Origin of the sequence: Paenibacillus koleovorans NBRC 103111, from assembly GCF_004000845.1 — a bacterium.
Classification (GTDB): Bacteria; Bacillota; Bacilli; order Paenibacillales; family NBRC-103111; genus Paenibacillus_AA; species Paenibacillus_AA koleovorans.
In genome coordinates this window covers 71,891-88,859 of sequence record NZ_BIMA01000015.1, presented here as the reverse complement: position 1 = coordinate 88,859, position 16,969 = coordinate 71,891, and the positions used below count along the sequence as shown (strand labels likewise).

Genomic DNA, 16,969 nt, shown 5'->3' with positions numbered 1-16,969 from the left:
GGACCGTCAGGGTGATCTTCCCTGACGCTTTTTCTTATTTGGATATTGACAGCATGCTGTCAATATAATACTCTATACTCATGATACAATATCCCAAACCAGAAGACCACTTGAGCCGGTTTGTAATCGGCATTTTCCGTATCAACGGCGCTCTTATGCGCAACGGAGACCGAATTACCAAAGCGATCGGACAAAGCAGCGCACGCTGGCATGTGCTCGGGCAAGCGAACTTTCAGCCACAGACCGTTGCAGCCATTGCCCGCAATATGGGCCACGCGCGCCAAAGTGTGCAGCGGGTTGCCGATGTACTCGTGCATGAAGGCCTCGCCTTGTATGCCGATAACCCGATGGACAGGCGTGCCAAGCTGCTCTGTGTCACTCCCGAGGGCGAAGCCGTGATCGCTCAAATTAATGCTCGCAACGCAGCTTGGGCGGCGGATATCCTGCCGCAATTAGATGTGGAAGCACTCGCGAAGCTTGCCGATCAGCTTGATCGAGTTGCCACGATTTTAGAAAAAGACGAACAGGATAAGGAGTAACTCATGGCCCATAACGCCACTATTAATAAGACATTTAGTGCGACCATTGAAGACCGGGATGGCTGGGTTTGCGTGGTGTGGCCCGAGTCGGTCTCCTTCTTCGGTTCAACCAAATCCGTCAAAGTCAAAGGCACCATGAACGGCGTCGCCTTCCAAACGGCTTTTATGCCGTGGGGCGACGGCACGCAGTTTTTGCCGGTGAGCAAAAAGCTGCTTAAAGCGATGAAGAAGCAACCCGGCGATACGATTGAAGTACACCTAGAAGAACAGCTATAACCGCTCCATTCTATCGGCGCTTACGTGCTACTCCTGTGCATGCCAAGCCACCACGTAGGAAAGGAGAGATGGATTTCTATGGCACATCAACAAGATCTATCATGGAAGGATCCTTTTTACATAGGATTGGACAACCAAGATCCAGCCGAGGTCGTGCTGGGGACGGCTTTTCAAGCTGAGATCGTGGAAGTGAATGGCGCAGCACTCCATTTCGTTTCCGGCGGCAGTGGGAGAGCGATTATTTTCATTCACGGGTTTTCGCAGGACTGGTACGCATTCAAAGAGATCATGCGCTTGCTCGTCAATGAATATTTGGTTATTGCAGTTGACCTGCGCGGTATGGGCAAGTCCAAGGCAACGCAGGACGACTTTGACGCGGTGACGCTCGCGAACGATATTTATGCGCTTACCAAGCACTTGGATATCCACAACCCTTATATTGTCGGTCATGACATGGGTGGCATGGTCGCTTATGCATACGCGCGTCTCTATCCCAACGAAACACGCGGTGTGGCGATACTCGATGCCCCCCTGCCCGGCACGCCGAGTACGGACCTTATGGTGAAAATGCCTTTCTTGTGGCACTTCGGCTTTCACCGCATTCCGAAATTACCGGAACGGCTCATTGGCGGTCGTGTATATGGCTATTTTCGTAAGGCGTTTTTTACTCGGTTTGCAAAAAACAAGCAGGCGATGACCGAGGCGGATATGCGCCACTACGCTAGTGCTTACGGAAGCCGGGAACAGCTCCAAGCGGGCCTCGGCTTATATCGAACCTACCGACAAAACCAATTATTTATGAGAGCGCATCGAGAGGAGCTAAACGTACCGATCTTACTGATCGAGAGCGACTATGGCTCCAGCAAGCCCGGGCCAACCGCTAAGCAGCTGCAAGAGCAATTTGGCTGCCGCACTGTCACGGCAATAGTAGTTGAAGGCTGTGGGCATTTTATGCCGGAAGAACAGCCGCAGTCGATCGCGAAGCTCATACGAAGTAACGCATAGAGTTTTCAGTGAAAAAGCCACTCCATTGTCGGGGTGGCTTTGTCTTCAAATGAATTTCATTAGTTGCGGCATCCTGAATCACGTGGTCAACCATGGGACGTATCACCGGGGCAACGTGACCGCGATGCTGAGGCAGCAAGGCTATGCCGGGGTCGCGACCGATTATTTGTTCTTTTTGATGGACCGACAGGAAGGCCGGCGTTAGACATGGAACCACTCCAAGCTGACCTGGAGCCAGGGGCTCGTTCTCCAAGGCAATCTACCCAACACCATCACTTTCTAACAAGTCATAAAAATGATCGCGGTCTTCGTTGTCGAATTGGCCTAGCGTCCGTACCCTGACAAACTCATGTCCGCCATACATGTCGAGTTCCTCGCCATTCCGGTTGTACAGCGCGACCATGTGGCCGTCGGCGTCCAACTCCATGTACCCGTAGTCAGGCGCTTCGAGCGCTTTACCGTATAGGAGAATAAACCTGATTTTGTCCACTCTATTCATACCATTTCTCCCTTTCTCTTACCTACTCTTCTGCCTGAAGTATATTTTACGTGAAACCGGAGGAATTGGAAAAAGCGACGTGGTTCGTTCTGCTCGGAATTTCATTCTTAGTGTAGAGGCAGAAGAGGGGTTCCCTGGTCAGGTCGCTCTTTTTCACAGGATCTCTTGACGAGATGGCAGTTGGGGAGTATGATAGCGTGCCGATTAACTCAATGCGTTGGTGGAGGGTTCAATCACTTCCGGAGCCAAAAGGACCAGTACCATCGCCGCATATAATCCGATCGTATAGCTGGTGATATAGGGGAGATCGACCAACTGGTGCAGCACGAAGGTGAACAGATGAATCAGCAGGTTCGTAAAACAGAAAGCATAGCTTCGGATCATCCATCGGCGGTGCTGCCGGATTCGTTTCCTTCGGATGTGGACGAGCGCCGTCACTGTGATAACTAGCCAGAGGATATTGAGCAAATTGAAGCCCATGCTGCTGATTTTTCCGCCCGTGGCGTAGGGAGCCATGTAACCGGAGGTCAGCACGACCAGAAACACGGACGTTATATAAATGTACCCGTTCAGACGATGAAACCGACGGTGCCGTTCATAGCTGCGAGCTGCGAAGTTGAGGAGGCCTGATGCCATCGCGACACAAGCGAACCCCACATGCAAGTACAGAACCGTTAACCAGGTTTTCGTTTGAAGCTCGCGGGTTTGACCTGCTTTGTGATGGATAAAGGTGTCCGCCCCAGGATCCACGATGAAATTTTGAACCAAAGCATACAGGAGGTAGAGGGCAATCAAGCCAGCGATCAATGGATAGAAAGAGAGTTGCCGCCTAGTCCTGGTCATGTGGTTGCCCCTCTAACCCGCACACCCGACAGCTTGGAAGCCGGCAAGATCCCAGCCTTGGCGGTGCCGGTCATCCGGTCACCATCGACGTTAACTTCAAACGCCAAATTCAGACGCATCGGCTTCGTAACCCGCTGGGACCAACGAAGCGTGCGGCCTTCAAGAACAGGCTGGAGAAACGGACTCACCTCATCCCCCTGCGTTGCCTTCCCTTGAACAACACCGTCCACCGTCGTAATATGGAGCTGGACCGCCAGCTTGCCAACCGGGGTAGCGATCGTCGTATCCCAGATTCCGTCGAAGACCGACTCCCGCGCAACGTCACTTTCCGAAAGCCTCGAGGCAGGCTCCATGTCCACAGCGGCGACAACAGGGACATCACGGACCGAGAGCTCCTGACGCGGAGAAAGCCCTTCTTTGCGCCAAACCGTCCCTCTCCGCTCATACTCGAACAATTGCTCCACCGCATGGGCGATGCGCGGCCCTAACTCTCTTTCTACCAAATAGAGAGCGACATCCAACCCAGAAGTGACCCCGCCTCCCGTAATGAGGTTGCCGTCCTCGACGACGCGGGCAGGCACGGGTATGGCGCCGGTCGCCCCCAGTAAATCCATCCCCAAATGATTCGTAACCGCGGATCTTCCCTCCAAATGCCCGCCCATCGCCAAGATCAGAGAACCCCCGCATACAGTGGCCACGATTTGATCGGGCAGCTCGAGCGCTTGTTTGAGCAGGACGGCTAACTCTGAGTTCGCGGCTCGGGCCAGAATGGTTGGAATGGCATCCGGGCCATCCCCTTCAAGCTCGCCGGACGCGCCGGGCACGAGAATGATGCCCCTCCTGGTGGGATCTAGTCTACCGCCAGCTCCAATGGGCAATCCTTTGCCGCCGCTTGGGACGGATCGAGGGCCCTCCGCCGTAACGAGTTCCACACTCAACGCCGTACTATCGGTTAACATTTCCGCCGCGCAAAATACCTCATAAGGAGCAATCGCGTCCAACAAGTCGAAGCCATCGAACAATACAATTTGAACATGCAACATCTCCAAAACCTCCCACGAATTCATTCCTTGTTGATCCATAGGATACCAAGCAACTCTCACGAAGGATGCGTCCGAATCGTCACAAAACCATCAAGAAACTGTCCCAATTTGCGACCGGCTCGTTTGTTTTGGACCAGTTGGTGATACACTTGAGAGCAAAGGCCATAAAGGACCGGTAGGAAGGCAGGAGCTGCACGATGGAGAAGCCGATGATTCTGGTCGTGGACGACGATCCGAGTATCGTGGACTTATTGCGGGATTTTCTGGAGCATGATCACTTTCGGGTCATGACGGCTAACGATGCTGTTCAAGCCTGGACCGTATTTAAACAGAATGCCGTTCATTGCATAATCCTCGATATCATGATGCCAGGGCAAAATGGGTTCGAGCTATGTAGGCGAATTCGGACGGAGAGCGATGTGCCGATCCTGTTCTTGAGCGCGCGCAGCGAGGATGTGGACAAGATTCGCGGCCTCACGCTCGGCGGCGATGATTATATTGTGAAAACCGCTTCCCCCGGCGAAATCGTGGCCCGAGTCAAGGCGGTTCTGCGACGGTCCGCAGGTAGACGAACACCCAGCTCACCGCAGGTACTTGCTTACGGCCGCATCAAACTCGACAGAGCTACGAGAGAAGTGTTTTTGGACCTGGACCGGACACCTATCTCACTTACGCCAAAGGAATACGACCTCTTGAGCTTATTTATGGAGCATCCGAAGCAAGTGTTTACGTACGAGCAGCTGCTGGAGAAGTTCTGGGAGGGCGTCGGCGACAAACATACGATTCGCGTCCATCTGAGCCGGCTGCGCGAGAAAATCGAGCTCGATCCGAACCAGCCTCAGCATCTCACTAACGTATGGGGTGTCGGGTACCGCTTCGAGGGGGCCCAAGGATGAGAGGACTACGACTTCGCACGCACTCCTTGCTTGGCGTGGGGCTGCTTCTTCTGTTGCCGTGGGTTTTCTTCGTGGCAGGCTATTTCCTAACTACACATTCGCTTCAACTTGGAGAAAATCGGCCGGACTCTTATGCGATTCCAATGGTGGCTGCTTTTGTAGGGCTGGTGGCCGCCTTTGTCGTAGTGGGCGTTCAGATGCGGAGGCTCTTGCTGGGGCCGCTTGAGGAGCTAGGTCAGGCGTCGCGGACGATTGCGAAGGGCGATTGGGGCGTTCGGCTGCCGGAGGCGTCCATTCGAGAGATCGCTGAGGTTCGGGACGGGTTCGAATCGATGGTGAAGGAGCTGAAGCAGGCCCAACAGCAGCAAACGAAGCTGGAGGAGGAGCGGCGGTTCCTCATCTCGGCGGTCGCGCATGATTTGCGGACGCCTTTATTTGCTTTGCGCGGATACTTGGACGGGCTGGAGCAAGGGATTGCACGAACCCCGGAGCAAATCGCGAAATATGTGGCCGTGTGCAAAGAGAAGTCGATGCAGTTGGACCGGTTGGTCGAGGATCTGTTTACTTTTACGAAGCTGGAGTTTCAGTCGACGGAGTGGTTGGGCGGGGAGTCGGCGGTGGACTTCGGTGACATTATGCATAAGTCCATCGACAGCTTGAAGCCGCAGGCGGACGAGAGGCACATCCAAATCCTCCTCGTCAGTGCTGAGCCTAGCGTCAGCATGATCCGGGCCGACTCGCACTTATTGGAGCGTGCGCTGAGCAACTTGTTGGATAATGCCGTGCGGCATACACCCGTTGATGGCAAAATTCACGTACGGTACGGCAGGGAAAAGGAGCGGGTAGTGTTCGAGATCCACGACTCCGGGCAAGGCTTTGCGGCGATGGGATTGGAGCAGGGCCAGGTGTTCGAACCGCTCTACCGGGGGGAACAATCAAGGAACCGCGCGACCGGCGGAGCCGGATTGGGACTGACGATCTCCCAGCGAATTATTCGCAGGCACGGAGGCGAGCTCAAGGCTGGCAACCATCCGTCCGGAGGGGCCGTTCTATCGGGCTGGCTTCCGGCTGAATGAATAGAGTAGGGCTGGGACCGATGATTTTCCGATGGTTCATTCGTCTATTACGCTAGCAAGCCAATTTTTTGAGAGAAATGGAGAATGAACGATGAGAGATCGAATTTTTATTTGGGTGGAAATTCCCGTGTCCGACATGGGGCGGGCGAAAGCGTTCTATGAGCGGATTTTAGACTTGGAGATGCAATCGATGCAGATGGGGGAGGAAGAATACGCCTTTTTCCCGGTGAAGGAAGAGTCGAATGGTGGGATGTTGGTCAAGGGCCCGCGTCATAAGCCTTCTCCAGATGGGGTTACCGTTTATATAGACGGGGATCCGGATCTGGCTCTTATTCTCTCGAGGGTTCCCGAAGCAGGTGGCCAAATTATAATGGAGAAAACGTATTTGGGCGATCATGCCGGGTATATAGGCATGTTTCTAGACAGCGAAGGCAATCGAGTGGGTCTGCAGCATATGTAAGTCAGCATTACAAGGAGCCAAGCGACTCGTTCTCGCTTAGCTCCTTTTTTGCGCGCAAAAACCCCTAATTTTAACCAAATTTAGCAGTACAAACTGGCAATAAATGTAGTATAATGAGGGGAATTTAGCGAAACTTGGGGGGCCCTTAAACTATGCAAGATGAAGTGTTAAAGCCGATGGGGATCGGCAGAATGATTGACTTAAGCATTCAATTGTACCGCAAGCATTTCGTGAAGCTGACCCTGATCATGCTGATCTGCTATGGTCCCTTTTATTTGGTGCAGGGGATGGTTCAGGACACGTCATCGACTCGACAGCTATTGGATATTAAGGGGATCCTAGATGGTACAGTCGAAAGAGCGGGGCCGGCTTTTTCCGTCGACAATCCGGTTTATATTCTCCTCTTGATCCTCACGGGGATCATGGTTGCTCTGTTGACTCCGGTCGTAATCGCTTCCATTGTTCTTCTCGTTCGTCTCGTCCTTCGCGGGGAGGAGGTTCCGTCTGCTTTCCGTCTGCTTGGCATGGGGTTCAAACGGTTTTGGGCATTGCTCGGCAGTTCGATCGTATACGGCTTGATCATTGCGGGTATGAGCGCTGTTTTAGCTGTTGTGATCGTGTTCCTCAGCACGTTTAGCCTAGGCGGCATCCTCTTAACAGGCGGCTCGATTGCCTCGGGAGTGATCACCGGTATTTTCGTTTTCCTTCTCATCTTGGGGATGTTATTCGGGATCTGGTATTTTACGATTCGCTTCATGTATTATTTGCCGGTCGTAGCGTTCCAGGAAGCGTCTGTCGGGGTCGGGATCAGCTGGAGCTTGACTCGTAAAAGCTTCTGGCGGATCATCGGACTCTTTGTCGTCATGACGCTGTTAGTTTATGTGTTTAGTATCGTGGTCGGTCTCCTGCTGGCGTTTATCCCTATGAACAAGGTGGTTTTGGTGCTCCTTCAAGCTGTAGCCAGTTTAGTGGTGGCTCCAGCGGCCATTCTGGCTTACGGGGTCAGCTACTTCGATCTCAAGGCTCGCGACGGTATGGGATTGGAGGAAATGATTCAAAGAATCGTGATGGATCCCGCGATGCCACAGCCTCAACCCGAGCAAACGGTATGATCGATCGGTCCGAATGGCTGGAGGACAAGCAACGACTAGGCGAGATTCTAAGCCGGGACGAATACTCGCAGCATCTCAAGGAACGGACGGGAGATTCCGGTCTGATCAAGGAAGGGATGAGGTGGCTGTGGGACAAGTTTATCGGCCTGTTCCCACCCGCCGCCGACTGGTCGGACGAAGCCGCCAACGTGGGGATGTACGTGCTGCTGGGGATCGTGCTGCTGGCCTTGATCTGGGCGATCTATTGGTTCTGCAAGCAAATCATACGCCAAGGAAACGTGCGGCGGCGCAAAACGATTGTCGATTCTTCCGAGATGGCGCTGACCTACGAGCAGTATGCGTCTATGGCCAGGCAAGCGAAGGCCGAAGGGCGTATCCGGGAAAGCATTCGCTGCTCGTTCCTGATGCTGTTGTTCTATATGGAGCAACAAAACTGGATTCGCATCGAGAAATGGAAGACCGACTGGGATTATTGCGACGAGCTGGAGCGAAGCCGTGCGAGCGCGGTGCCGCTGTTTCAGCGGAGCGCCTTGTTGTTCGAGCAGGTCTGGTACGGCAACGAACCCGCGGATCCGGACAGCTTCCTCGCTTTTCAACGCGATATTGACGCGCTGATGGCGGAGAAGGAGGCGATCTAATATGACGGCGTTCCTTCCCTTGCTGAACCGGAATAAACACGCGATCGGACTGGCGATCAGTGTGCTGCTGTTTATTGCGCTGGGGCTAATGGTCATGCAACCGGAGCCCGAACGCATGGAGCCTTACGTGTCGTACTCGGCGGAGCCCGACGGAACGAAGGGTATGATCACGCTGCTTCAGGAGAAGCGGGTGCCGGTCAAGACCTGGAAACGCTCGTGGCGAGAGTTGCCTGCCGGGTCTGGGCATAAGCTGCTGTCCATTGAACCCCACTCCGTGAACGAGGATGAATGGCAAGAGCTGCTCGAATGGGTGGAGCGGGGCAATGATTTGCTTTTGTTCAGCCGTTCTATAGACGGCGGAGCCGTATTTCAGCTGGAGGACACCTCCGCTGCGCCAGGAGTTGCCGTTGTGACGCGGCAGGATGGGGGAGTGAAGGCTGAATTTACGGCAGAGGTGAATACCAACAAGCGGATTGTTGCAGAGGATGGCGTCAGTTCGCTGCTGCGGGACTCGAACGGGATCGTCGCGGCGAGCCGAGCATACGGAGACGGAGCGATCACGGCGGTAGTCGTTCCGAATTGGCTGACGAATGCGAGTGTGCTTCAGCATGATCATTTTGAACTGGTTTGGCCGTGGTTGACCGGCGATGGAAACCTCGACTCGCTGTGGGTGGACGAGTATCATCACGGCTACATAGAGTCGAGGGGGGCGCTTGAGGCGTACCCGGATTGGTTGATTGCGGGAAGCGGCGTTATGGCCGTGACGTTGCTGCTGTGGCTATGGCAGCAAGGCAAACGATTCGGTCCCGCGTATACTCCGCGGGCCTGGACCGTGCGCCGCGGCGACGAGACGCTGCTTGCGGTAGCCGCGTGGTATGAGCGCCGGCGGTTTAAGGATGAGGCGCTTGCCCATCAGGTGCGGGCCCTTCGCCGGCTGCTGCTCGTGCGATGGGGGCTGAGGCTCGAGGCATCGCCGGAGGAAGCGGCGCAACTGGCCCAGGATCGACTGAGCGAAGCGCAGGCGGACAAGCTGGTGCGTCTGCTGCGGCAAGCGGATGCAGTAGAGCGAGGCGAGGCCATGGGAGGCTCTTTCGTGGACTTGACTCGCGAGTTAGGCGAGATGATAGTGTTACTGGAGAAGGAGTGAACGATAGTGGGCGGAAAGATAGAGCAACTGCTGGGTGCTATGGAGCAGCGGGTATATGGACAGAAACTGAATATCCGGTTGCTGGCGGCAGCTCTACTGGCAGGCGGTCATGTGCTGCTGGAAGGAGTGCCGGGGCTCGGCAAAACAAAAATGGCGCGCACGCTTGCGGCCTCCATTGGCGGAGAGTATCGCCGCATCCAATTCACACCCGATCTGATGCCTAGCGATATAACGGGCAGCGTGATCTTCGATATGGCGAGAAGCGAGTTTCAAACCGTTCTCGGTCCGGTGTTCGCCAACATTGTGCTGGCCGACGAGATCAACCGTTCGGGACCCAAAACCCAAGCGGCGCTTCTCGAAGCGATGGAGGAGCAGCAAGTAACGATACATGGCACGACCTACCGGCTCCCCGATCCTTTCCTGGTCGTCGCTACGCAGAACCCGATCGAGTACGAGGGGACGTATCCGTTGCCCGAGGCGCAGCTCGACCGGTTTCTGTTCAAGCTGACGCTCGATTACCCGGGCGAGGAGCAAGAACGGCAAATATTGAGAGGGCATGTTCCGTATGAGAAGGAGCGCGAGCAGGCGGTTCTTCCGGCTCTAACCCCGGAAGAGATCCGAGAAGCGAAGGCCCGCACGGCTGAAGTCGTGGTCGAGGACTCCATCATTGCTTACATTACGACGATTGTACGCAAAACCCGCGACTCCAAGCGCGTGCAGCTCGGAGCAAGCCCGCGCGCGGGCATCGCCATCCTGACCGCGAGCAAAGCCTGGGCGGCACTCGAAGGCAGAAGCTATGTGACGCCGGACGATGTGAAGCTGGTGGCGCGTCCCGCGCTCCGCCATCGTCTGCTGCTGACACCGCAAGAGGAATTGGAGGGCGGCACCAGTGACCACATCGTCCAAGAAACGCTCGCATCCGTTCCGGTTCCTCGCTAGGCGGTTCGGCGACGAATCCATCGTCCCGACTAAGCGGCTGGTCTTTCTCTCAGCAGGCGGAATCATTCCAATCGGTGCTGCCTATGCGCTGGGGTACGGCCATTACGTGCTGTGGGGATTTTATTTGCTGCTGGCTGTATTCAGCGTCGTTGATTTATGGCTGCTTCCTGCAAGGAGACGCTTCGCCGTCGAGAGGACACTGCCGGATACGGCGGACCTGAACCAGATTTTCCAAGTGCGCCTTGCGCTGACCGTGGAAGCCGCGAATAGTCTCTTGAACGTCGAATTAGCTGACGACATTCCGATCGCTTTTACGGCGTATAGAGCGCAACGGGTGGATGAGCAGGACAGGAGGATTCCGCAGGAGATCATGCGCGGCCGGCTGGAGGACGGAGCGGCAAGCTTCGCATACGGTACGGCTGGTCAAGAGCGGGGGAGGTATACGTTTGGTTATGTGATGCTGCGTTACTGGGGCGGAGTCGGACTGTGGAAGAAGCAGACGAAGCTGAAGTGCGTGGGCGATGTGAAAATCGTGCCCGATCTGTCGAGGGTGCGCGGGATTCTTGCGTCCGCTCAAGACGCGCTGGTCTTGGATGGCAGCAAGCTGGGGAAGGCCCAACCGACCGGCTCGGATTTCGACTCGATCCGCAGCTTCGCGCAAGGGGACGATCCGCGGCTGGTCAATTGGCGGGCGTCCGCCCGCACGGGGAGACTGATGACGAATATCGTTCGTCCCGAGAAAGGGAAGGTCGTCACGATTGCGCTGGATTGCGGTCGGATGATGGGGGTCGAGCTCGATGGGCAGACCAAGCTGGACCGCACGCTCGAAGCGGCGCTTGTCTTGGCTGCTGTGGCGTTGAAGCAAGGCGATTACGTCGCTTTGCTCGCTTTTTCGGATCGAATCAAAGCTTATGTTCCGCCGGGGCGAGGGCTGCCGCATCTGCATCAGCTGACCATGGCCGCTTACGACCTGGGCTCGGATTTCGTTGAGCCAGGATTCGGCCTTGCGTTGTCCCATGTATTGCGCGAGATGAAGAAGCGATCCTTCGTCGTCCTCTTTTCCGATATGGAGAGCTATCTGTATGACCAGGAACTGCCGGTCTATGCGCGACGTCTTCGCAGAAGCCATGTGCCGCTGCTCGTGTCGTTGAACGACCCGCTGCTGCACGAATGGGCGCATGCCGAGGCGGTCAACAACCGGACTGCTTATATTCAGAGCCTAGCCTATAAGTTTCAGCTGGACCGGATGGAATACGTGACGCAGATGGCTGGCTGGGGCATTGAAGTCATGGATGTGCCGGCGGACCGGTTGGCGCTTAGTGCGGTCAACGAGTACCTGAACCTGAAGGCGCGAAACGCGCTCTGAGCGAACCTAAGGCGACGTAAACAGCGAGCAACAGCAGCGTGGCTCCAGCCACCGCGTACTTGACACCTAGCGACAGGTCGGACGGGGTGATGTAGCCTTCGATAAGGCCCGCGATTACGAATAGCGGAAGGGTGCCGACCAGCAGCAGAACGGACTCTTGGGCCGCTTGCAAGAATTGCCTCTTGCGTGTGTAGGCACCTGGAACGAAGAAGCGGTAGCCCATGTAGAGGCCGGCTCCCCCTGCTATGAAGATGGCGACGAGCTCGATGATGCCATGGGGCAAAATGTAGGCCCAGAAGACGTACGTTTCTCCAGCTTGTGCGAAAACGGCTGCCAGCGCGCCGATGAGGAGTCCGTTGAATACGAGCAAATAGACGGTGCCGAATCCAAGCGTCACTCCGCTCACGAAAGCCAGCATCGCCACCCGGATATTGTTGATGAAGATCTCGGTCGAGACGAGCGGGCTGTGCAGGTCGCCGCGCGGATCGTCTGTAGCGGCGGGATCTATGGCGTTCGCGATATTAGACGGCAGCACCAAATGCACGTTGAGCGGATCCGACCAGACCGCCGCATAACCGGCGATTAAGCCGAGAAGGAACAAAGCGCAGGCCATCAGAATGAAAGCGCGCCTCTGGAGAATCAAATTCGGGAAGTAGGCGCCGAAGAACCGGCGGAAGCGGCTGCCGCCCTTGTCGTTCTGCCGATACAGCACATGATGCGCCCGGGCAACCAGGTGGTTCAGATATGTCGTCGTCGAGTCGTTCGGCCATTGCGTCCGCATGGCGGACAAATGAGTAGCCGCAGCCTTGTAGAGCGTCGTCAATCGATCTATATCTTCGGCGCGGACCGGTCGGCGGACGTTGTCCAGGGCGACTAGCAGGCGTTCGAGCTCGGCCCAATCGTCTTTATGTCTTTTGATTCGTTGCGCGGGATCCATCGGTAATACCCTCCTGTTTTTAACTATCCTACCATGAATTGTAGCCGGCGAGGAGTTTAAGATGAGAATTTCTTTTGAGAATGAAGTGTCGATTGTGACGCCCGAGCAAGTCCAGCTGCAGTTCCCTACAGCAGGGGCCGGGATGCGGGCGGTTGCGCATTTGCTGGATCTGCTGATTCTGAGCGTCTTTTACGTAGCGCTGGGGTTCGCCTATTACTTGGTATGGAGCAACGATTATGCCCTAGCCGCGCTCCTCATTATTGGGGCCGTAGGCAGCGTGGGTTATTTCGTCGGCTGCGAATATTTCATGGGTGGACAAACGATCGGCAAACGAGTAGTTCATATCCGCGTCGTCCAGCGGGACGGTCGCAATGCCGGGCTGCTCGCGGTGCTCATTCGCAACTTGTTCCGCTTGATCGATCTGTTACCTATGTGCTATTTTCTAGGGCTGCTCGTGGTGTTAGGTAGTTCGAACGACCGCCGAATCGGTGATATGGTAGCGGGAACGATTGTGGTGGTTGAGAAAGAAACGGAGAGGCTCAAGCTGCGGAGAAAGGTCGACAAGCAGATCGACAAGTGGCGAGATTTGCTGCCGCAGAAGGAACTAGGGGCGGAAAGCCGTAAGGCTATTGCTTATGCCGATTGGATGCTGCTCGCGGCTTGGGCGGAGCGGCTGCCGTTCGTCACGTCGGATCGGATCGGGGAGCTCGCCTACCCCATCGCGCAGCACTTCGCCGACAAGATGGGCATTGCTCGTTACGTATTGGCGGCGAATGATACGGTGTTTTTGATTTGGTTGTATCTGGAGTTGCGGGGGGAGTGGGAGGTTTAGGTGTCATCGGCACCGCCACACTCTAAATACGAAAATGTCCGAGAGAAGACGGATGCTACAAAGTAACAAAATGGGCTCCTAGTAATATAGCTCGTAAATAAAATCGAAAGAGTGATCTCCCATGAAAAAATTAAATGTTTTTGTAATAATGCCTTTCGATGAGGAGTTAAGTTCACTCTATTTACACCTAAAGGAAAGGTTTTGCGAAGTGGCATATTTTCAAAGAGCCGATGACTTGCTTAACCAGCAGAATATATTAAAGGATATAGTTCAACCCATATTTAAAGCTGATCTTATACTGGCTGATTTAACTGGCTTAAATGCAAATGTTTTTTATGAACTCGGTCTAGCGCATGCATTTAGAAAAAATGTTGTGTTAGTTACACAAGACATTTCAGAACTTCCATTCGACTTAAGGTCGTATAGAGTCATAGAATACTCAACGCATTTCGCAAAAATAAAATCTTTCGAAGAAAATATATCGAGGTTGTTCAAGGAATATGGTAGTATTTCCTTTGGCAGTCCTGTCACAGACTGGGTAAGTATAGATGATCATGTAAAAAGTTTTGCGGAAATAATTCCATGCACAACAATAGGTCCAATCATTTCCAATATCAATAATGTTAATAAAGGAGATCATGCTAAAGGCCAAAATGAGATTAAAGGTTTCTTGGATTCTATAGCTGACGCAGAAGAATCAATGAACACGCTATCTACATTAATCAATAACTTCGCTTTAAGAACAACAGATATAGGAGAAGTAGTTAATAAACACACGGTTGAGGCAGAAAGAGTAAGAAAAGGAGGATCTGCTTCATTACTAAGAAAAATTGCAAGGTCTGTAGCTGTATCTCTGCAGGATTATGGAAGTTATTTATCAGAACATAATAGAGAATACGAATCGCATTGGAACACCATTGATCAAGGTCTAACCAACTTAATTGAGAGCCCTAATGTAGTTAATGTTGAGAACAAGGCTGACTTAATTGGTTTTTTGGCAACTCTTGATGATATTAACAAGATACTAGTTGATACAAAAGGACAAATTAGTAGTATGGCAGAAGGTATCTCCGGACTTGTTGGGGTTGAGGCATCAATTTCACGAGCTGCCAGTCTAATCTTCAGAGAGACAAAGTCATTTGAAGGATTAATTGATCGGTCAATATCTACACTTGAACGAATAATAACTGTTGGGAACGATAGAGCACAGACAAATACTTTTGGAGATTAATATCAGTCTTATGGACGACATCAGCTACCTGTGCATAATAGGGATTGATATACTCATGTTATACCAGCAACCAAAGGGGTCTGTTTCGGGGCAAATAGCGGTTTGCCAACACCTTTTTTTCCGCCAAACTGCTCTTTTTCGCGAAATAGCGATACGCCTCATCTTATTTGCCGCCGGTCCACGGGGGGACGCCCCGCAACGCGCCAAAAGCTGCCTCCTCACACCGGGAGGCGGCTTTTTTGCCGCGAACCCGCTAATCCGCCCACCCCAACCTAGTTGACGGGACACCAAACGGTGTCCTATAATAAAAAAAGTCACCAATAAGTGTCCAATTGGATTCGGAATACAATCACGCTTAGGAGAGGGTGTTGTGGGCGAGAACAACCAGTTGCGGGATGTGTTTGAAGCGATCGCCGACCCGACTAGGCGCCGAATCATTCGTCTGCTAGCCGAGGCGAAGGAGCTGCCGCTGCACGGGCTGACGTCACAGTTCGAGATGGGTCGCACCGCGGTTTCCAAACATTTGAGCATACTGAAAGATGCCGGACTGATCTTGGACCGAAAAGTCGGCAGAGAAACGCTATTCCTGCTAAACGCCGCGCCGCTTAGAGAAATTCAAGATTGGTTGGCGTCGTACAGCCGATTTTGGAATCATCATATGTTGCGCTTGAATGAATTGTTAGCCGATGAAAACAAAGAATAATCCGAAGACCAGGAGGAGGAACACAAATGTCCTATATCGTTGATTTTAAAAACGTGTCTACCGTTGGCTTGGAGTCTTCGCCTGTAGCGGAGGCGCTGGCGGGGGTGCGTGCGAATGAGGCTCGCTACTTCATGAACAAGTACAAGCATGTCTTTACGACGGTGCCGGCCAGTGAAAGCCAAGAGAGCCTGGAGTATGCGCATCGCGTTCTGAAGGAAGAGCGGAATATCGAGTTTGCGGCCAAACCCCTGGAAACTTCGCAGTTCCAAGTGGAAAATATCAAATTTACCTATGTGTTTTACGAAGACGGTCTGAGCATCAATGTCATGTACACAGTGGACGATCCGAAGAAACGGGCGGTCGGGTTCAAGCTGTGCGAGGGCATGGAGGTACCGCAGGAGTTAGGGAAGTTTAAGTTCGCTAGGCAAAAGTCTGCTATAGCCGGAACGATTCGGGGTTCGTACTTCGTTATCAAGGGCGAGTATTAAGCCGAGCACTTCACACAAACCAAAGGGCTGCCTCTACACAAGGCAACCCTTTTTTATCTGCGTCTCTTATCTCCAGGGAACTATTGCTCAATCGTAATGTTTCCGCTATCGGTTCGGACTTTGATGTAGTTCTTCGTTTGGCGCTTGGAGTCCGGCGAATGGATCGATCCGGATTCCGCTTGCAGGTCGTAGAACCCGGTGAAGTTGGCCGGCACCTTCACGTAGACGCTGCCGGAGTCCGCCGAGATATCGGCATCCGAATCATCCAGCTTATAGAGCTTGATGCTCCCCGAATCCACCGACAGATTGGTTCGACCGGTTATGTTGGTGAGCTTGATGTTCCCAGACTCGGTGGAAGCTGTTAAGTCGGCTGTTACCTTATCTCCCGTAATATTACCCGAGTCCATCCGCAGCTCCAGGCGGTCGCTCTTGAAGTTGTTAAGCGTAAGCTTGCCGGAGTTCACGGATAATTCGGCGTCCGCAATCTTCATGAGAGCGGCATCCGCGATGTTGATATTGCCGGAATCCAACTCCAACTTCAGAGAGTCGAGAAGGGAATCGTCCGAAACGGAAATCACGAGTTCTTCCTTCACGCCAATAAAGCTGAAATCCATGAATTGAATCCACTTCTTGGGCTTTTGGGTCAAGTCGAGCTTCAAGCTTTGGCTGGAAATCTTGGTGGCGAGCGTATCCTCAATCATCTTTTCCGTTCCCCGACCGTGCAGCTTAATGGAGTTCTGGCCATCCGTACTTCTCTCGAACTTGATGTCCACGTCATAGTCGCTCACGATGTGCAGCTTGCGCAGCTCCGCGGCGGAGAAGGTCCATGTGTGATCAAAGCTTGGAAGGTCGTCGTTCACATCCTTCCAGAACGTTAGCGATCCGATGATTCCGATTAGGATTAGGCCGACAGCGATGATATACCAAGGTTTTTTCATA

The 16,969-nt window shown here is 53.6% G+C and carries 20 protein-coding genes and 1 pseudogene; 16 read left to right on the top strand and 5 right to left on the bottom strand.

The window, feature by feature from the left end:
* Positions 1-110: 110 nt before the first annotated feature.
* From PKO02S_RS07400 to PKO02S_RS07385, 4 genes and pseudogenes are all read left to right on the top strand, one after another.
* The gene (locus tag PKO02S_RS07400; protein WP_164821343.1) at positions 111-539 is read left to right on the top strand and encodes a MarR family winged helix-turn-helix transcriptional regulator; all 429 of its coding nucleotides are present in this window, start codon (positions 111-113) and stop codon (positions 537-539) included.
* A 3-nt stretch (positions 540-542) separates the two neighbouring features.
* A complete protein-coding gene (locus PKO02S_RS07395) occupies positions 543-815 on the top strand; it encodes a DUF1905 domain-containing protein (RefSeq protein ID WP_127580550.1) in 273 nt (90 codons plus the stop codon).
* Positions 816-893: 78 nt separating this feature from the next.
* Positions 894-1,820 carry an alpha/beta fold hydrolase gene (locus PKO02S_RS07390; protein ID WP_164821342.1) on the top strand — a complete coding sequence of 309 codons (927 nt, stop codon included), beginning with the start codon at positions 894-896 and terminating at the stop codon, positions 1,818-1,820.
* 79 nt (positions 1,821-1,899) lie between these two features.
* Positions 1,900-2,025: pseudogene (locus PKO02S_RS07385) on the top strand (DinB family protein); the annotation flags it as partial.
* 54 nt (positions 2,026-2,079) lie between these two features.
* Here the strand turns inward: PKO02S_RS07385 and PKO02S_RS07380 are convergent.
* The 3 genes from PKO02S_RS07380 to PKO02S_RS07370 form a co-directional block, all read right to left on the bottom strand.
* Complete coding sequence (locus tag PKO02S_RS07380) at positions 2,080-2,319, bottom strand: hypothetical protein (protein ID WP_127580544.1); 240 nt, start codon at positions 2,317-2,319, stop codon at positions 2,080-2,082.
* A 204-nt stretch (positions 2,320-2,523) separates the two neighbouring features.
* Positions 2,524-3,162, bottom strand: a complete 639-nt coding sequence (locus PKO02S_RS07375; RefSeq protein ID WP_127580542.1) for a DUF2306 domain-containing protein — start codon at positions 3,160-3,162, stop codon at positions 2,524-2,526.
* Positions 3,159-4,205, bottom strand: a complete 1,047-nt coding sequence (locus PKO02S_RS07370) for a DJ-1/PfpI family protein (protein ID WP_127580540.1) — start codon at positions 4,203-4,205, stop codon at positions 3,159-3,161. Before PKO02S_RS07370 ends, PKO02S_RS07375 begins: the two co-directional genes overlap by 4 nt.
* A gap of 197 nt (positions 4,206-4,402) precedes the next feature.
* On the opposite strand from PKO02S_RS07370, the gene PKO02S_RS07365 reads away from it, so the two are divergent.
* The 8 genes from PKO02S_RS07365 to PKO02S_RS07330 all read left to right on the top strand — a co-directional run bounded on the left by PKO02S_RS07365 (position 4,403) and on the right by PKO02S_RS07330 (position 11,839).
* Positions 4,403-5,101 carry a response regulator transcription factor gene (locus PKO02S_RS07365; protein WP_127580538.1) on the top strand — a complete coding sequence of 233 codons (699 nt, stop codon included), beginning with the start codon at positions 4,403-4,405 and terminating at the stop codon, positions 5,099-5,101.
* Positions 5,098-6,177: a sensor histidine kinase gene (locus PKO02S_RS07360; protein ID WP_127580536.1), complete on the top strand. Its 1,080-nt coding sequence runs from the start codon at positions 5,098-5,100 to the stop codon at positions 6,175-6,177. The genes PKO02S_RS07365 and PKO02S_RS07360 overlap by 4 nt, the downstream gene beginning before the upstream one ends.
* Positions 6,178-6,268: 91 nt before the next feature.
* Positions 6,269-6,637 carry a VOC family protein gene (locus PKO02S_RS07355; RefSeq protein WP_127580534.1) on the top strand — a complete coding sequence of 123 codons (369 nt, stop codon included), beginning with the start codon at positions 6,269-6,271 and terminating at the stop codon, positions 6,635-6,637.
* Between the two features lie 152 nt (positions 6,638-6,789).
* Positions 6,790-7,749, top strand: a complete 960-nt coding sequence (locus PKO02S_RS07350) for a hypothetical protein (protein ID WP_127580532.1) — start codon at positions 6,790-6,792, stop codon at positions 7,747-7,749.
* Positions 7,746-8,387, top strand: a complete 642-nt coding sequence (locus tag PKO02S_RS07345; protein ID WP_127580530.1) for a DUF4129 domain-containing protein — start codon at positions 7,746-7,748, stop codon at positions 8,385-8,387. The genes PKO02S_RS07350 and PKO02S_RS07345 overlap by 4 nt, the downstream gene beginning before the upstream one ends.
* Before the next feature lies 1 nt (position 8,388).
* Positions 8,389-9,534 carry a DUF4350 domain-containing protein gene (locus tag PKO02S_RS07340; protein WP_127580528.1) on the top strand — a complete coding sequence of 382 codons (1,146 nt, stop codon included), beginning with the start codon at positions 8,389-8,391 and terminating at the stop codon, positions 9,532-9,534.
* Between the two features lie 18 nt (positions 9,535-9,552).
* The gene (locus PKO02S_RS07335; protein WP_127580564.1) at positions 9,553-10,473 is read left to right on the top strand and encodes an AAA family ATPase; all 921 of its coding nucleotides are present in this window, start codon (positions 9,553-9,555) and stop codon (positions 10,471-10,473) included.
* Positions 10,424-11,839 carry a DUF58 domain-containing protein gene (locus PKO02S_RS07330; RefSeq protein ID WP_127580526.1) on the top strand — a complete coding sequence of 472 codons (1,416 nt, stop codon included), beginning with the start codon at positions 10,424-10,426 and terminating at the stop codon, positions 11,837-11,839. The genes PKO02S_RS07335 and PKO02S_RS07330 overlap by 50 nt, the downstream gene beginning before the upstream one ends.
* Here PKO02S_RS07330 and PKO02S_RS07325 read toward each other — a convergent pair.
* The gene (locus tag PKO02S_RS07325; RefSeq protein WP_127580524.1) at positions 11,799-12,776 is read right to left on the bottom strand and encodes a stage II sporulation protein M; all 978 of its coding nucleotides are present in this window, start codon (positions 12,774-12,776) and stop codon (positions 11,799-11,801) included. The genes PKO02S_RS07330 and PKO02S_RS07325 overlap by 41 nt on opposite strands.
* Before the next feature lie 61 nt (positions 12,777-12,837).
* Here PKO02S_RS07325 and PKO02S_RS07320 point away from each other — a divergent pair, with 61 nt between their 5' ends.
* The 4 genes from PKO02S_RS07320 to PKO02S_RS07305 all read left to right on the top strand — a co-directional run bounded on the left by PKO02S_RS07320 (position 12,838) and on the right by PKO02S_RS07305 (position 16,030).
* Entirely contained in the window at positions 12,838-13,608 is a 771-nt protein-coding gene (locus PKO02S_RS07320; protein ID WP_127580522.1) for an RDD family protein, read from the top strand.
* Positions 13,609-13,729: 121 nt separating this feature from the next.
* The gene (locus tag PKO02S_RS07315; RefSeq protein WP_127580520.1) at positions 13,730-14,839 is read left to right on the top strand and encodes a hypothetical protein; all 1,110 of its coding nucleotides are present in this window, start codon (positions 13,730-13,732) and stop codon (positions 14,837-14,839) included.
* A 370-nt stretch (positions 14,840-15,209) separates the two neighbouring features.
* Positions 15,210-15,542, top strand: a complete 333-nt coding sequence (locus tag PKO02S_RS07310; protein WP_127580518.1) for an ArsR/SmtB family transcription factor — start codon at positions 15,210-15,212, stop codon at positions 15,540-15,542.
* 26 nt (positions 15,543-15,568) lie between these two features.
* Complete coding sequence (locus PKO02S_RS07305) at positions 15,569-16,030, top strand: DUF8821 family protein (protein WP_127580516.1); 462 nt, start codon at positions 15,569-15,571, stop codon at positions 16,028-16,030.
* An 80-nt stretch (positions 16,031-16,110) separates the two neighbouring features.
* Here the strand turns inward: PKO02S_RS07305 and PKO02S_RS07300 are convergent, their stop codons facing one another.
* On the bottom strand, positions 16,111-16,968 hold the full coding sequence (locus tag PKO02S_RS07300) for a DUF4097 family beta strand repeat-containing protein (protein ID WP_127580514.1): 858 nt from the start codon (positions 16,966-16,968) through the stop codon (positions 16,111-16,113).
* Between the last annotated feature and the right edge of the window lies 1 nt (position 16,969).

Excerpts from the sequence above, each read along its gene's own strand:
- PKO02S_RS07395 (WP_127580550.1), top strand. The coding sequence starts at position 543 with ATGGCCCATAACGCCACTATTAATAAGACATTTAGTGCGACCATTGAA.
- PKO02S_RS07390 (WP_164821342.1), top strand. The coding sequence starts at position 894 with ATGGCACATCAACAAGATCTATCATGGAAGGATCCTTTTTACATAGGA.
- PKO02S_RS07380 (WP_127580544.1), bottom strand. The coding sequence starts at position 2,319 with ATGAATAGAGTGGACAAAATCAGGTTTATTCTCCTATACGGTAAAGCG.
- PKO02S_RS07375 (WP_127580542.1), bottom strand. The coding sequence starts at position 3,162 with ATGACCAGGACTAGGCGGCAACTCTCTTTCTATCCATTGATCGCTGGC.
- PKO02S_RS07370 (WP_127580540.1), bottom strand. The coding sequence starts at position 4,205 with ATGTTGCATGTTCAAATTGTATTGTTCGATGGCTTCGACTTGTTGGAC.
- PKO02S_RS07365 (WP_127580538.1), top strand. The coding sequence starts at position 4,403 with ATGGAGAAGCCGATGATTCTGGTCGTGGACGACGATCCGAGTATCGTG.
- PKO02S_RS07360 (WP_127580536.1), top strand. The coding sequence starts at position 5,098 with ATGAGAGGACTACGACTTCGCACGCACTCCTTGCTTGGCGTGGGGCTG.
- PKO02S_RS07355 (WP_127580534.1), top strand. The coding sequence starts at position 6,269 with ATGAGAGATCGAATTTTTATTTGGGTGGAAATTCCCGTGTCCGACATG.
- PKO02S_RS07350 (WP_127580532.1), top strand. The coding sequence starts at position 6,790 with ATGCAAGATGAAGTGTTAAAGCCGATGGGGATCGGCAGAATGATTGAC.
- PKO02S_RS07345 (WP_127580530.1), top strand. The coding sequence starts at position 7,746 with ATGATCGATCGGTCCGAATGGCTGGAGGACAAGCAACGACTAGGCGAG.
- PKO02S_RS07340 (WP_127580528.1), top strand. The coding sequence starts at position 8,389 with ATGACGGCGTTCCTTCCCTTGCTGAACCGGAATAAACACGCGATCGGA.
- PKO02S_RS07325 (WP_127580524.1), bottom strand. The coding sequence starts at position 12,776 with ATGGATCCCGCGCAACGAATCAAAAGACATAAAGACGATTGGGCCGAG.
- PKO02S_RS07320 (WP_127580522.1), top strand. The coding sequence starts at position 12,838 with ATGAGAATTTCTTTTGAGAATGAAGTGTCGATTGTGACGCCCGAGCAA.
- PKO02S_RS07315 (WP_127580520.1), top strand. The coding sequence starts at position 13,730 with ATGAAAAAATTAAATGTTTTTGTAATAATGCCTTTCGATGAGGAGTTA.
- PKO02S_RS07305 (WP_127580516.1), top strand. The coding sequence starts at position 15,569 with ATGTCCTATATCGTTGATTTTAAAAACGTGTCTACCGTTGGCTTGGAG.
- PKO02S_RS07300 (WP_127580514.1), bottom strand. The coding sequence starts at position 16,968 with ATGAAAAAACCTTGGTATATCATCGCTGTCGGCCTAATCCTAATCGGA.